At 67.7% G+C, this 14461-nt stretch carries 14 protein-coding genes and 1 pseudogene; 10 read left to right on the forward strand and 5 right to left on the reverse strand.

Translation table 11 applies throughout. From position 1 onward, the window contains the following. Positions 1-89: 89 nt before the first annotated feature. On the reverse strand, positions 90-425 hold the full coding sequence (locus tag OG210_RS14440; RefSeq protein ID WP_328328922.1) for a hypothetical protein: 336 nt from the start codon (positions 423-425) through the stop codon (positions 90-92). Between the two features lie 266 nt (positions 426-691). Here OG210_RS14440 and rpsF point away from each other — a divergent pair, with 266 nt between their 5' ends. The 4 genes from rpsF to rplI all read left to right on the forward strand — a co-directional run bounded on the left by rpsF (position 692) and on the right by rplI (position 2404). Further along, positions 692-982 carry a 30S ribosomal protein S6 gene (gene rpsF / locus OG210_RS14445; RefSeq protein ID WP_164258274.1) on the forward strand — a complete coding sequence of 97 codons (291 nt, stop codon included), beginning with the start codon at positions 692-694 and terminating at the stop codon, positions 980-982. A 72-nt stretch (positions 983-1054) separates the two neighbouring features. Further along, a complete protein-coding gene (locus tag OG210_RS14450; protein WP_328328921.1) occupies positions 1055-1660 on the forward strand; it encodes a single-stranded DNA-binding protein in 606 nt (201 codons plus the stop codon). Between the two features lie 42 nt (positions 1661-1702). Next, positions 1703-1939, forward strand: coding sequence for a 30S ribosomal protein S18 (rpsR, locus tag OG210_RS14455; protein WP_003967857.1), 237 nt, complete (start codon positions 1703-1705; stop codon positions 1937-1939). 18 nt (positions 1940-1957) lie between these two features. Continuing rightward, positions 1958-2404 carry a 50S ribosomal protein L9 gene (gene rplI / locus OG210_RS14460; protein ID WP_328328919.1) on the forward strand — a complete coding sequence of 149 codons (447 nt, stop codon included), beginning with the start codon at positions 1958-1960 and terminating at the stop codon, positions 2402-2404. A gap of 250 nt (positions 2405-2654) precedes the next feature. On the opposite strand, the gene OG210_RS14465 is transcribed toward rplI, so the two are convergent. Next, complete coding sequence (locus tag OG210_RS14465; RefSeq protein WP_328328917.1) at positions 2655-3992, reverse strand: MATE family efflux transporter; 1338 nt, start codon at positions 3990-3992, stop codon at positions 2655-2657. A gap of 424 nt (positions 3993-4416) precedes the next feature. On the opposite strand from OG210_RS14465, the gene dnaB reads away from it, so the two are divergent. Next, positions 4417-5895: a replicative DNA helicase gene (gene dnaB, locus OG210_RS14470; RefSeq protein ID WP_328328914.1), complete on the forward strand. Its 1479-nt coding sequence runs from the start codon at positions 4417-4419 to the stop codon at positions 5893-5895. A 266-nt stretch (positions 5896-6161) separates the two neighbouring features. Here the strand turns inward: dnaB and OG210_RS14475 are convergent, their stop codons facing one another. Further along, on the reverse strand, positions 6162-6773 hold the full coding sequence (locus OG210_RS14475; protein ID WP_328328911.1) for a dihydrofolate reductase family protein: 612 nt from the start codon (positions 6771-6773) through the stop codon (positions 6162-6164). Positions 6774-6925: 152 nt separating this feature from the next. On the opposite strand from OG210_RS14475, the pseudogene OG210_RS14480 reads away from it, so the two are divergent. The 4 genes and pseudogenes from OG210_RS14480 to OG210_RS14495 all read left to right on the forward strand — a co-directional run bounded on the left by OG210_RS14480 (position 6926) and on the right by OG210_RS14495 (position 10691). Further along, positions 6926-7842, forward strand: a pseudogene (locus tag OG210_RS14480) (IS982 family transposase). A 45-nt stretch (positions 7843-7887) separates the two neighbouring features. Further along, positions 7888-8253 carry a hypothetical protein gene (locus tag OG210_RS14485; protein WP_328335719.1) on the forward strand — a complete coding sequence of 122 codons (366 nt, stop codon included), beginning with the start codon at positions 7888-7890 and terminating at the stop codon, positions 8251-8253. A 411-nt stretch (positions 8254-8664) separates the two neighbouring features. Next, positions 8665-9135, forward strand: a complete 471-nt coding sequence (locus OG210_RS14490; protein ID WP_328335521.1) for a DIP1984 family protein — start codon at positions 8665-8667, stop codon at positions 9133-9135. A gap of 722 nt (positions 9136-9857) precedes the next feature. Beyond that, the gene (locus OG210_RS14495) at positions 9858-10691 is read left to right on the forward strand and encodes a PIG-L family deacetylase (protein WP_328328909.1); all 834 of its coding nucleotides are present in this window, start codon (positions 9858-9860) and stop codon (positions 10689-10691) included. Positions 10692-10884: 193 nt separating this feature from the next. Here OG210_RS14495 and OG210_RS14500 read toward each other — a convergent pair whose 3' ends face one another. Continuing rightward, positions 10885-11850: a helix-turn-helix domain-containing protein gene (locus OG210_RS14500; RefSeq protein ID WP_328328907.1), complete on the reverse strand. Its 966-nt coding sequence runs from the start codon at positions 11848-11850 to the stop codon at positions 10885-10887. Positions 11851-11970: 120 nt separating this feature from the next. Then, a complete protein-coding gene (locus OG210_RS14505; protein WP_328328906.1) occupies positions 11971-13173 on the reverse strand; it encodes an IS110 family transposase in 1203 nt (400 codons plus the stop codon). 206 nt (positions 13174-13379) lie between these two features. Between OG210_RS14505 and OG210_RS14510 the strand changes: the two genes are divergently transcribed. Beyond that, complete coding sequence (locus OG210_RS14510) at positions 13380-14408, forward strand: saccharopine dehydrogenase NADP-binding domain-containing protein (protein WP_328328905.1); 1029 nt, start codon at positions 13380-13382, stop codon at positions 14406-14408. The last annotated feature ends 53 nt before the right edge of the window (positions 14409-14461 follow it).

The raw sequence follows: 14461 nt of genomic DNA on the forward strand, positions 1-14461 counted from the left end.
GGGTACAGGGGCGTCGGCTCTCCCGCCGAAGCCTACTGCTGCCGTGGAGCGCCCCGACTGGCCGTATCGGACAAGTAGCGCAGCGGCCCTCAGCCGCCCACCACCCCACCGAAGAGGCCGCCGTGCGCCATGCCGATGTAGAAGCCCACCGCAGAGGCACCGATCCCGAGGATCACGATGAACCGCTCACGTGTCGTGATCGAGATGAACATTCCGTAGGCGCCGACCAGGATCCCCACCAGCCCTGCCCAGGAACTCAGCAGATGCAGATTGTTGAACCCGGCCGCGACGAGCGCCAGCACACCCAGTACGAGGGCCACCACGCCCAGGCTGTCTTCCAGCGGGTGAGGCTTGCCGTCCGAGGCGAAGAGAGAGGTGACGGCGTTGTGTCGCGTCGAAGGGTTGTGTCGCGCTGCCTGAGACATCAGGCACCTCCTGGCATAAGGCGGCGTACTGTAACGCCGCTCACATCCCACACCTAGAGAGTCTGCCCTGTGACCGCCGGATTTCAACCGGAAGCGGGTGTGCAGGTAGTCTGTACGGTCTGCACCGGTGTCTGCCCAGTCCAGTGAACAATCCCTTTCTTCGCGAAAGTGGATTGTCAGTGGCTGCCGATACCGTTGCGTACGCATCACGACCCTCCTGCCACGGAACGACCGTGGCCGCTGAGTCCAAAGGAGGTGGGTTCCACATGCGTCACTACGAAGTGATGGTCATCCTCGACCCCGAACTCGAGGAGCGCGCTGTCTCCCCGCTGATCGAGACTTTCCTCTCCGTCGTCCGTGAGGGCGAAGGAAAGGTTGAGAAGGTCGACACCTGGGGCCGTCGTCGTCTCGCTTACGAGATCAAGAAGAAGCCCGAGGGCATCTACTCGGTCATCGACCTGCAGGCCGAGCCTGCGGTCGTCAAGGAGCTCGACCGCCAGATGAACCTGAACGAGTCGGTCCTCCGGACCAAGGTCCTCCGCCCCGAGACCCACTGAGCATCTAGCTCAGCAGTCATCGGGTCCGAGTAGCACCAAGCAGCCAAGCAATCCCCGCCGAGAGGTTCACCCATGGCAGGCGAGACCGTCATCACGGTCGTCGGCAATCTCGTCGACGACCCCGAGCTGCGCTTCACCCCGTCCGGTGCGGCGGTCGCGAAGTTCCGTGTCGCGTCCACTCCCCGCATCTTCGACAAGCAGACCAATGAGTGGAAGGACGGCGAAGGCCTGTTCCTCACCTGCTCGGTCTGGCGTCAGGCGGCGGAGAACGTCGCGGAATCGCTTCAGCGAGGCATGCGCGTCGTCGTGCAGGGCCGGCTGAAGCAGCGGTCCTACGAGGACCGTGAGGGCGTCAAGCGCACGGTCTACGAGCTGGACGTCGAGGAAGTCGGCCCCAGCCTCAAGACGGCCACGGCCAAGGTCACCAAGACCACTGGTCGAGGCGGTCAGGGCGGCCAGGGTGGTTACGGCGGCGGCGGTGGCCAGCAGCAGGGCGGCGGCAACTGGGGCGGAGCCCCCAGCGGAGGCCAGCAGGGCGGTGGCGGTGCACCCGCCGACGACCCGTGGGCCTCCAACGCGCCGGCCGGCGGTGGCCAGCAGCAGGGCGGGGGCGGCTGGGGCGGAAGCTCCGGCGGTTCCGGCTCCGGCGGTGGCTACTCGGACGAGCCGCCCTTCTAGGGCAGCTCGTACCCCACTTCTTGATCACACAGGAGAAACACCATGGCGAAGCCGCCTGTGCGCAAGCCTAAGAAGAAGGTCTGCGCTTTCTGCAAGGACAAGACCCAGTACGTGGACTACAAGGACACGAACATGCTGCGGAAGTTCATTTCCGACCGCGGCAAGATCCGTGCCCGCCGCGTTACCGGCAACTGCACGCAGCACCAGCGTGACGTCGCCACGGCTGTCAAGAACAGCCGTGAGATGGCGCTGCTGCCCTACACGTCCACTGCGCGATAAGGGAAGGGTGACCGAAAAATGAAGATCATCCTCACCCACGAGGTCGCTGGCCTCGGTTCCGCCGGCGACGTCGTTGACGTCAAGGACGGTTACGCCCGCAACTACCTGGTCCCGCGTGGTTTCGCGATCCGCTGGACCAAGGGTGGCGAGCAGGACGTGGCGCAGATTCGCCGCGCCCGCAAGATCCACGAGATCGCGACCATCGAGCAGGCCAATGAGGTCAAGGCCAAGCTCGAGGGCGTGAAGGTCCGTCTGGCCGTTCGCTCCGGCGACGCCGGCCGCCTCTTCGGTTCCGTCACCCCGGCCGACATCGCCTCGGCGATCAAGGCTGCCGGTGGCCCCGTGGTCGACAAGCGTCGTGTCGAGCTCGGTTCGCCGATCAAGACCCTGGGTGCCCACCAGGTGTCCGTGCGTCTGCACGCCGATGTTGCCGCACAGCTCGGCATCGAGGTCGTCGCCGCGTAACTGCTGCGCTCGGCAGAGCATGGAAAGGGCCGTCTCCTTCGGGAGGCGGCCCTTTCGCCGTTTCACGTGAAACACCCGGCGACCGCTCTGCTGCGCAGCCTGCCGCCGCGAGTCCGTTGCGTGAGCCCGCCGCGTGAGTCGGCCGACCGAGTCGGCCAACCGATTCGGCCGGCTGGGTCCCTAACCGAGCCCGCTAACCGAGTCCGCTAACCGAGTAGGCCAGCCGAGTTCGCTGGGTTCAGCCCGCGGGTCAGCGGGTGGCGCCCGTGACGATCCAGCGGCCCGAGCGGGCCCGGAGCCAGAGAGTCACCGTCCGGACCGCCATCATCAGAGCCATCGCCCACCACAGTGCGGTCAGTCCGCCGCCCAGTGTCGGCACCAGGAGGGCCACCGGGGTGAAGACGGCCAGAGTGACGACCATGGCCCAGGCCAGGTAACGGCCGTCGCCCGCGCCCATCAGTACACCGTCCAGGACGAAGACGACCCCGGAGATCGGCTGGGTGACCGCCACGACCAGCAGGGCCGGCAGCAGTACGTCCCGTACCGCCTGGTCGCCGGTGAACAGCGGGACGAACAGCGGTCGGGATGCCACGACCAGCGCGCCCAGTACCACTCCTGAGGCGATGCCCCACTGCACCATGCGGCGGCAGGCCTCCTTCGCCCCTTCGGCGTCACCTGCCCCCAGATAGCGGCCGATGATTGCCTGTCCGGCGATGGCGATGGCATCCAGGGCGAACGCCAGCAGGCTCCAGAGGGAGAGCACGATCTGGTGTGCGGCCACATCGGTGTCGCCCAGATGGGCCGCCACAGCGGTCGCTGTCATCAGGACGGCCCGCAGCGAGAGCGTACGGACCAGCAGGGGGACCCCGGCCTGGGCGCAGGCCCGTATCCCGGCTGTGTCCGGGAGCAGGGAAGCGCCATGCTTCCTCGCCCCCCGTACGACCACCACCAGATAGACGGCGACCATGGCGAACTGGGCGATCACCGTGCCCCAGGCGGATCCGGCGATACCCATGCCGACCCCGTAGACGAGCGTCACGTTGAGTGCGGCGTTGGCTGCGAAGCCTCCGATCGCTACGTACAGCGGAGTCCTGGTGTCCTGGAGCCCACGCAGCACACCGGTGGCCGCCAGCACCACCAGCATCGCGGGGATGCCGATGCTGGAGATCCGCAGATAGGTGACCGCGTACGGGGAGGCGTCGGCCGAAGCTCCGAAGAGGCCGACCAGCCAGGGGGCGGTGGGCAGGACGACAGCGATGACGAGAGCGCCGAGCAGCAGGGCGAGCCAGATGCCGTCCATGCCCTGTCGGATGGCGGCCTGCAGATCTCCCGCGCCCACCCGCCGCGCCACAGCGGCTGTCGTGGCATACGCGAGGAAGACGAAGACGCTGACTGCTGTGCTCAGCAGGGCTGCCGCGACCCCCAGCCCCGCCAGCTGACGGGTTCCGAGGTGGCCCACGATGGCGCTGTCGGCCATGACGAAGAGCGGCTCGGCGACCAGGGCGCCGAAGGCGGGCACGGCAAGCGAGATGATCTCTCGGTCGTGCCGTCGGCGGCTGGGGTTCGGTGCCGTGGAGGCCTGTGTCATGCGGGACAATCTAATCTTCCACAGGTAAGAGATGCAATAGGGCTGAGACCCTTACGATTCTTATCGTTCCGGCTTGGGCTGTGTGCTGTTTGTCGTGATCTTGGTCCAGTCGGAAAAGTTTTTCTCCCCCACAGCCGGTGGATGGCGAATGTGCAGGTCAGGTGGGTGGTGGTGGTGGTGTTATGAGTTTGTCCACAGCGCTGTCCCCCGACCCGTGCACAGGTTTTGGCGAGTTACCCACAGGCTGGGGTCCGTCACCCACAGGGCCTGTGGATAACAAGATTGGCTGACGGTGTCTGCGGGCCTACCGTGGACCGGCGCCCGACGCGCCGTTCGCGGAGTCGGGCCCCTTGTTTGTCGGTGCCGTGCCGTAAGAAAGAGTCGCACGGTTAGGTCCGCGGAGCGGACGGGAGGAGGTGGCCCGGTGAGCATTCCCGAGCCCTTGGACGACCCCTGGGCCGAGAGCAGTCCGGGTGACCGTCTGCCCGTCTCCCGCCAGCGCCGCGGTGACGGTGCCGGGGGCCGGGACCAGCACGACCGGGGCCGGGAGAACGGCTCCTGGGAGGGCGGATCGCCCGCGTTCGAGCGTGTCCCCCCGCAGGACATCGATGCGGAACAGTCCGTCCTGGGCGGCATGCTGCTCTCCAAGGACGCCATCGCCGACGTCGTCGAGGTCATCAAGGGCCAGGACTTCTACCGCCCCGCACACGAGACCGTCTACCAGGCCATTCTCGACCTCTATGCGAAGGGCGAGCCCGCCGACCCGATCACGGTCGCTGCCGAACTGGTCAAGCGCGGCGAGATCAAGAAGGTTGGCGGGGCGCCCTACCTGCACACACTCGTCCAGTCGGTTCCGACAGCCGCCAACGCCGAGTACTACGCCGAGATCGTCCATGAGCGCGCGGTACTGCGCAGGCTCGTCGAGGCCGGCACGAAGATCACGCAGATGGGATACGCGGCGGACGGTGACGTCGACGAGATCGTCAACTCGGCCCAGGCCGAGATCTACGCCGTAACCGAGCAGCGCACCTCCGAGGACTATCTGCCGCTGGGCGACATCATGGAGGGTGCCCTCGACGAGATCGAGGCGATCGGCTCGCGCAGCGGCCAGATGTCCGGGGTGCCGACCGGTTTCACGGACCTGGACGCGCTGACGAACGGTCTGCATCCCGGCCAGATGATCGTCATTGCGGCCCGTCCCGCTATGGGTAAGTCGACGCTGGCGCTGGACTTCGCCCGGGCCTGTTCCATCAAGGCCGCGCTGCCGAGCGTGATCTTCTCGCTCGAAATGGGCCGCAACGAGATCGCGATGCGTCTGCTGTCGGCGGAAGCGCGGGTAGCGCTTCACCACATGCGGTCGGGCTCCATGACGGACGAGGACTGGACCCGCCTGGCGCGGCGGATGCCGGACGTCACCGCCGCGCCGCTCTTCATCGACGACTCCCCGAACCTGTCGATGATGGAGATCCGGGCGAAGTGCCGGCGGCTCAAGCAGCGCCAGGACCTGAAGCTGGTCGTGATCGACTATCTGCAGCTGATGCAGTCCGGCGGTTCACGGCGCCCCGAGAGCCGCCAGCAGGAGGTGTCGGACATGTCGCGAAACCTCAAACTGCTGGCGAAGGAGCTCGAAGTCCCGGTCATCGCGCTCTCGCAGCTGAACCGTGGCCCCGAGCAGCGTACGGACAAGAAGCCGATGGTGTCCGACCTGCGTGAATCGGGCTCGATCGAGCAGGACGCGGACATGGTGATCCTGCTCCACCGAGAGGACGCGTACGAGAAGGAGTCCCCGCGTGCGGGCGAGGCCGACCTCATCGTGGCCAAGCATCGTAACGGTCCGACGGCGACGATCACCGTCGCGTTCCAGGGTCACTACTCGCGGTTCGTGGACATGGCGCAGACCTGATCCCGGTGGCTGTCTCAAATCCAGCTTCATAGTCTGAGCGCCGCGGCACTGCTGATCGGGACTGGCCCATCGAGCAGTACGTCCACCGACGACGAACCCTGCCGAACCCTGCCGGCCCTCGTACGCGAAACCGGCATGAGCACCGCGAACATGGCCCGCTGGGCCCACACCCACAACATCCCTAGATGATCAATTCCAAGGGGTCAGCGGATGCGCGGGGGAGATTTTGCGTCCGGCGACCCGTTTCGATCAGTCCGGTCCGGCGGCTACGCGTCGGCCCCGTACGTCCCGTACTTCGGAAGGCCCGTCGACTCGTAGACGTGCACCGCAATTCCGCTCGGCGTCGTCTCGTTGTGCAGCAGGCGCAGGCCGGCCGGGGTGCCGCCGTCCGGAAACAGGTGTCGTCCGCTGCCCACGACCACCGGGGCGATCGCGAGCCGCAGCTCGTCGATCAGGCCGGCGGCCAGCAGGGACTGGCCGAGCCGGGCGCTGCCGTGGATCTGGAGCTCACGGCCGGGCTGCCGCTTCAGTTCGGCGACCTGGGCGGGGATGTCGCCGGACAGGATCGTGGTCGGCTCCCACCCAGCCTTGGGCAGGCTCTGGGAAGCGACGTATTTCGGCAAGCCGTTCAGAACGCGGGCGTTCGGGTGGTCGGTCATCTCCGGCCAGTCTCGAGCGAAGTTCTCGTACGTACGGCGGCCGAACAGAAACGCGTCCGCCTTGCCGAGCCAGGTGGCGGCCACCCGGTCGAATACCTCGTCCAAGTGCGGCACGAACCAGCCGCCCTGGGCGAACCCGTCGCTGGTGTCCTCGTCTGGGGAACCGGGCCCCTGGGAGACGCCGTCCAGCGACAGAAACTCCTGCAGTACCAACCTCATCGCGCACCACTTCTCTCTCGGGCAAGGAGACATTCGTCCCCGCCCTTTCAGACTTCGTGACGTGCGGGAACTCATCGGTCACCCCGCGGCGCATCCTCGGACAATCAAAGGGTGTCTGCGGAGACGTGGACGAGGGTGTCCAAGATCGTTGTGTGACGAACAACCTGGACACCCTCGCGACAGCACTCTATGTGAGGACCGACGATCTGCTGAAGGAGCGACCGGAGTGGGCTCCGTGGCGGCCGACTGTAGGGATCGCGCCGCAGCTCACGCACGCCGAGCTGGTCACCCTCGCGATGATGCAGGCCATGCTCGGCTTCACCTCCGAGGCCAGGTGGCTCCGGCACGCCCGAGCCCACCTGCGGCACCTCTTCCCGTACCTGCCGCAGCAACCCGGCTACAACAAGCGGCTGCGCAAGGCCGCCGAACTGCTCCGCCGGGGGTCACCCGGATCCTGGCCACCAGCACCTCGGTATGGACCGACGACGTGTGGATCGTGGACTCCACGCCCGTGGAATGCGGCCGTTCGCGGGAGACCGTTAAACGCTCCGACCTGGCCGGATGGGCCGAGTACGGCTACTGCGCCAGCCACAGCCGCTTCTTCTGGGGCCTGTGCCTGCACCTGGTGTGCACCCTCCAGGGCCTGCCCGTCGCCTTCGCTCTGACCGGGGCCAAGGCCGACGAACGCGAAACCCTGCTGGACCTGCTCGCGGCCGAACCGCACCTTGCCGCCGGCCGGCCCGGCCAGACACTGATCGGCGACAAGAACTACTTCGGCCGCGACTTCGAACGCGAACTTGCCCAGCTGGACATCCAGTTGCTACGGCCGACCCGCAAGGGCGAACGGCAGCGGCCCGGCGGATCCCTGTTCAAGCCGTTGCGGCAGGTTATCGAGTCGGTCAACGAGACCTTCAAGGGACAGCTAGACCTCGAACAGCACCGAGGGCGCACACCCTGCGGTGTCATCGTCCGCGTCATGCAGCGCATTCTCGCGCTGACCGCTGTCATCTGGCACAACGACCGCACCGGACGAGCCACCCTCCGCTCGCTCACCTCGTACGATCAGTGACCCCTTGGAATTGATCATCTAGAGTCCAACAGCGAAGGAGGGAAGATGGCGCTGAACAAAAAAGGTTCACGGCGCATCACCGTTGACGGGATCGAGTACCGCTGGCGGATCTGCAGGAAGCCCTCCTACATGCAGGGTCTTTGCTGGACACCGATGACCTACGCGGTCGAAGCGGCAGGCGGCAGCCAGCCGGGCATGGTCTTGGTCGTCACCAGCGGCCAGGCTCATCCCAGTAACTGGGTGGGCGTCGAGACGGAGCCCATTCGCCCAGCCCACGTTGCTGCCAGCATTCGAGAGGCACGAGATCGAGGCTGGGAGCCAACCCGGGGGGTTCGCCTTTCCAGCTTGACCGATCCGCAGGATTCAACGCCCAGCCATGACACAAAGCGGAGGAGCGCAGCAGGCCCATGACGCCGGCCTCCTCGATGAGTACGACAACAGGTTCGGCATCACAGCTGAACTGCCCGTGTCAGAGTGGGAAGGGCATGATCCGGAGCAGCTCACCTCCGAGGAGTTCGAGGAGGTCTGGGACACGGCCCGTAGACAGATCTCAGCTCGGCCAGCCTGACTCCTGACCAGCTGACCAGAACCGCCCGCACGCCGGGGGGAGCTCAACCCCACATCAGCACGATGCCCTGGGACACGAGCCGCGAGATCCTGCAGTGATGCAGGAGCCCAGACTCTTCCGTGGCGCTCCGAGCGGTTGTCCGCTCTCACCCCATTGTGGTTGGGCAGGGGGCTTCGGCGGATCAAAATCCAGTGCTTATGAGCCGGTTCACACTCCTATACTCGTGCGAGCTCATGGAGGGGGAGGCGGAGACAGTGAAGCTTGCTGAGGCACTGGCAGAACGTGCGGAGGCGGCGCGCCGGGCAGAACAGCTGCGATCGCGCGTCGTCAGCAGTGCGCGGTACCAGGAGGGGGAGACACCCGCCGAGGATGCAGCTCAGCTGTTGGCGGAGGCCGGTGAGGTACTGGACGGTCTGGAGACGTTGATACGGCGGATCAACCGGACCAACGCCACCGTGGAGATGGGTCCCGACGGCACGCTCACCGATGCCCTTGCACGCCGGGATGTCCTGCGGTTGCGGCACTCCGTGGTCACCGCGGCGGCGGACGCGGCGGCGGGAAACGGCGAGCGGGGATATGGCCGACAGCTTCGGTCCGAGCTGATGATGCTGTCCGCGCTTCCGGTCGCGGAACTGCGCGGTCAGGCGGATGCACTCGCCCGGGAGATCCGAGAGGTCGATGTGCGGATCCAGCGTACGAACTGGGAGGTCGATCTGCTGGACTGAGTACTCCAGCAAGCTGGGGACGATGTGGAGCAGGTAGCAGCTCCGGAGGCGTGCACACACCGAGGGCCGGCGGTTTCCGGCCCACTCCTGGCGCGTGAAGAGCAACGCGGGGTTCGACTCCCCATCAACAGTGCAGCTCAGCACCGCGTACAGGTAATGGTGCACATCGCACAGCACATCACCACGTGCAGATCCGGGGCGGCGAGGGCGGGTTCGGGGCTTTCCACATCGCAGCACCATCGAGAACGGCGAATCTCCGGCGGGTACCGCTGGCGATTTTGCCGGCGCTCCTGCGTACATCGTGGACGGGACTTCCGCGGAAGTCAGGTCGTCGCAAGGTCGTCTCTCTGAGAACGCCGGCCGCCGGTGGTCTCGAACGGCCTGGCAACCGCGCAGGTCAGCAGCCCACCGCAGGCCAGACGCAGTGCGACAGGACGGTAGGTCGCTCGTACCTCGTCCGCGTTGAAACGCCGGCGCCTGGAAGGACAGGTGTCCGGAGCGGGAACAGCCGGTCCGGCCGGCGCGGTTGCACCGACCGGGGGACCGGCGCCGCACGGCGGGGAGCACGGAGACCACAAGGTCGTCCGCCCCACCAGGATCCGGCCCCCGGGATTCGCGGCACGCCCGCCGCGCACTCGGACCAAGACGTAACCCGGGCCAAGACGTAATCCGGACCCACACGTATCTCGGACCAAGACGTATTTCTGCAGGAGGACTGTTTCATGACTGACCGGCCCTTGACGCTCATGGCGGTACACGCACACCCCGATGACGAGGCCACCAGTACCGGAGGGGTCCTCGCCCGGTACGCGGCGGAAGGCATCCGCACGGTTCTCGTGACGTGTACCGACGGCGGTTGCGGTGACGGAGCGGGGGGTGTCAAGCCGGGCGATCCCGGGCACGACGCGGCGGCCGTCGCGTCGATGCGCCGTCAGGAACTGGAGGCGAGCTGTGACGTCCTGAAGGTCAGCGATCTGGAGATGCTGGACTATGCCGACTCCGGGATGACGGGCTGGCCGAGCAACGACGCCCCCGGATCCTTCTGGCAGACCCCCGTGGAGGAAGGCGCCGCCCGGCTCGCGGAACTCATGCGGCACTACCGGCCCGATGTGGTCGTCACCTACGACGAGAACGGCTTCTACGGCCACCCCGACCACATCCAGGCCAACCGCATCACGATGGCGGCGCTGGAGATGACCGAGCTGACACCGAAGGTGTACTGGACGACGATGCCCCACTCGGCGATGCAGCGGTTCGGGGAGACCATGCGCGAGTTCCAGGAGGACATGCCGGAGCCGGACCCTGCCGAGGCCGCCGCGCTGGCCGAGATCGGCCTCCCCGACGATGAGATCACCACGTGGGTGGACACCACCGCATTCCACGGTCAGAAGTTCGATGCGCTGGCCGCGCACGCCAGTCAGGGCGAGAACATCTTCTTCCTCAAGATGGGCAAGGAGAGGTTCGGCGAGTTGATGGGCATGGAGACCTTCGTACGCGTCAAGGACGCCACCGGCGCGGCCGTACCCGAGAACGATCTCTTCGCCGGTCTGCGCTGATCCGCCCGTCCGGCGCGGGGGCCCGGGGGTCCGCCGGCCCGAGGGTCCGGGGTCCGGGAAAGCTCACCGGCCGAAGGACGCGATCGAGCGGGTCATCCACCCGGAGGCTTGTCCGAGCGAGTTCTGCTGTCTGGCCGCCCCTCGTCGTCATTGGGCCGGCTTGTTCCCCCATGGCTCAGGGGCATTGATGGTGTTACGGGCTGTCGTACGGGCCGGAGCCGGTCCGCTGGCGGAAGGTGCGGCGGTAGGTGTTCGGGGGTACGCCGACCGTGCGGTGGAAGTTCCGGCGCAGCGTCGTGGCGGTGCCCATGCCGGTGGCCGCCGCGATGGTCTCGACACTGTCGTCGGTGGTCTCCAGCAACTCCTGGGCGTGGCGTATCCGTTGAGTCAGCAGCCATTGCAGTGGGCTGGTGCCGGTCACCGACCTGAAGTGGCGGCCCAGCTGGCGTGAGCTCATCCGCGCGTGGCGGGCCAGGTCCTCCACGGTCAGCGGGTGGTCCAGCCGTTCGATCACCCAGGGGAACAGTTCGGCGAGCGGGTGGTGGTCCCGGGCGGGCACCGGGGTGGTGACGAACTGGGCCTGGCCGCCGTCCCGGTGCGGCGGCACGACCAGGCGGCGGGCGACCGCGTTGGCGATGGACGAGCCGTGGTCGAGACGGACGAGGTGCAGGCACAGGTCCATGGCGGCGGCTTTGCCGGCGGAGGTGAGCACGCTGCCGTTGTCCACGTAGAGGACGTCCGGGTCCACCTTCACCTGGGGGTGGCGGGCCGCCAGGGCTCCGGTGTGCGCCCAGTGCGTGGTCGCGCGCCGTCCGTCCAGCAGGCCGGCCGCGGCCAGCACGAATGCGCCGGTGCACAGGGAGGCCACGCGCGCGCCGGCCGTGTGGGCCGCGCGCACCGCCTCGACCAGTTCGGCGGGTGGGTCCTCGTCGACGTCGGCCCAGCCCGGGACGATCACGGTGTCGGCGTGCGGGAGCCGGTCGAGTCCGTGATCGGGCTCCAGCCCGAACCGGCCGGCCCGCACGGCGCCCGGCCCGCAGACGACGAGGTCGTACCAGGGACCCGGTACACCGGCCGGGGCGGCGCCGAACACCTCGCACGCCATGGACAGTTCGAAGTGCAGCATCCCGTCGGTGATGGCCAGCGCGACAGTTTTCACGTCCGGAATTGTACGGGTCATGGCGTTCCGGACACTCGTGCAGAGCACCCTGCCGTCGACAAGATGTCCACGACAGATCGCAACGGATCATTTGTGTACGGGGGAGTCTCAATGACGAAGTCAAGCCGCTTGCGCGACCGGTGGGGCGGAGGTGAAGACCCGGTCGTCGCGCAGAAGGGCCCACAGGACACCGGCCCGTCGGCGGGCGAGAGCGATAACGGCCTGGACGTGTTTGCAGCCCTCGCCACGCTTCTTGAGGTAGAAGTCCCGGTTGGGTCCGTCGCGGATGATGCTGGTCTGCGCGGACATGTAGAACACCCGGCGCAGGCGTCGGCTGTATCGCTTGGGCCGGTGCAGGTTGCCGGTCCGGCGTCCGGAGTCGCGGGGTACGGGCACAAGCCCGGCGGCGGAGGCCAGGTGGCCGGCGTCCGCGTAGGCCGTCAGGTCGCCCGCGGCGACGACGAACTCGGCGCCGAGTATTGGTCCCATGCCGGGCAGGGATTCGGTGATCTCGGCCTGCGGGTGGCTGCGGAAAGTCTCACGGATCTGCTTGTCGACGCGTTTGAGCCGGTCGTCCAAGTCCAGAATCTGGGCGGCGAGATCGGCAGCGAGCTGGGCGGCGACTTCTTCTCCGGGCAGCACGGTGTGCTGGGCGTCGGCGGCTTCCAGCGCGGTGGCCGCGACCGCGTCGGCGCCTCGCACACTGCGGTGGGCCAGCCAGGCCGTCAGCCTCGCGCGGCCTCGGCGGCGGAGGGCGGCCGGGGTCCGGTAACCGGTCAGCAGCACCAGCGCGCCCTTGTGGGAGCTGTAGTCGAAGGCCCGCTCCAGAGCGGGAAAGACGCCGGTCAGCACATCCCTCATCCGGTTGATCATCCGCACCCGGTCGGCCACCAGGCCGGAGCGGTGAGCGGTCAGCAACGCGAGGTCGGCGGCGAGCTGGGCAGGCACACCGATCGTGGTGACGTCGCGCCGGTGACGCGCGGTTTCGGCGATGACGTAGGCATCGCGGGCGTCGGTCTTGGCCTCCCCTCGGTAAGCCCCGGACATGCGGTTGACCGTCCGTCCGGGCACGTAGACGGCCTGTTGGCTGTGGGCGGCGAGCAAGGCCAGCAGCAGCGCGGAGGACGTGCCGGAGATGTCCACCGCCCAGCTGACCTCGTCGGCCAGGTCCAGGATCTCGCCCAGTGCGGTCAGGATCGCTGTCTCATCGTTGTCGATCTTCTTCGACCACAGGGTGGCGCCGGTCTCGTCGACCACTGCCGCCCAATGGTGGCCCTTGCCTGCATCGACGCCAGCCCAGAGCCGGACGCGTCGGTTGCTCATCTGCCCCTCCTCGTTCCGCGCAGCCTGCTGCCAGCCGGAGGGACACCCCGCTGTCATCTCCGTAATCAGCGACCGAAGCGCACATCTCAATCAGCAGCCAGGGCGCCCAAGAGAGCCGGGCGACCACTCCTTCGAAGCCACTGAAGGCAAGAACCCATCAGCCACACCCGGCCCTCCCGGGCCGCCTAACAACTTACGGAGAACCCATGGGATCAGGTCTCAAGGTGGCGGTGTTCGGTGCGTACGGGCACACCGGGCGCTTTGTGGTGGCACAGCTGCGGGAGCGCGGGTTCGTCCCGGTTCTCTCCGGGCGGGATGCCGGCAAACTGAAGGTGCTGGCGTCCGAATACGGACTGGCCGACCGGCCGGCGTCGGTCGATGACCCGGCCTCGCTCGACCGCGCACTGGCCGGTGCGGCGGCCGTGATCAACTGCGCGGGACCGTTCGCGACGACGGCCGAGCCCCTGATCGAGGCGGCACTGCGCGCCGGGATCCCGTATGTGGATGTGGCGGCCGAGATCGAGGCCAACGTCGATACGTTCACGCACTTCACGGACCGCGCCCGCGCCGCAGGAGTGGTGATAGTCCCTGCGATGGCCTTCTACGGCGGCCTCGGTGACCTGATGACCACCGCGGCGATGGGTGACTGGACGGCGGCCGACGAGGCGCATATCGCGTACGGGCTGAGCAGTTGGCACCCCACCCCCGGGACGCGTAGCGCGGGCGCGGTCTCCCGGCAGCGGCGGGGCGGCGGACGTGTCGTGTACACGGACGGGCGGCTGCAGCACCGCCATGACACCCCGCCGGCCCTGGAGTGGCCCTTCCCCGAACCGCTGGGCCCCCGGGCCGTCATCGGGGAGTTCACGATGGCCGACGTCGTCACCGTTCCCAGCCACCTGTCCATCCCCGAAGTACGCACCTACATGACGACTGAGGCGGCCGGCGAGGTGTCGGCCCCGGACACCCCGGCACCGACTGCGGCCGACGGGAGCGGGCGGTCCGCGCAGACCTTCCTCGTCGATGTCGTCGTACGCTCCGGCGGCGCGGAACGGCGCGCCGTGGCGAAGGGCCAGGACATCTACGCCGTCACCGCGCCACTTGTGGTGGAGGCGGTCGACCGCATCCTCACGGGGCGGACCAAAACGGTCGGCGTCGCCTCCGCCGGCGAGATCTTCGACGCGCCCGACTTCCTCCGCGCGCTGTCCCCGCACCTCTCCGTCGACCTGCCGGCCTGATGTGGACTCCGTCGGGCTCCCCCAGAAGTCCGGCGCGCGGTCACCACGGTGAT

The organism is Streptomyces sp. NBC_00466, from assembly GCF_041433995.1.
Classification (GTDB): domain Bacteria; phylum Actinomycetota; class Actinomycetes; order Streptomycetales; family Streptomycetaceae; genus Streptomyces.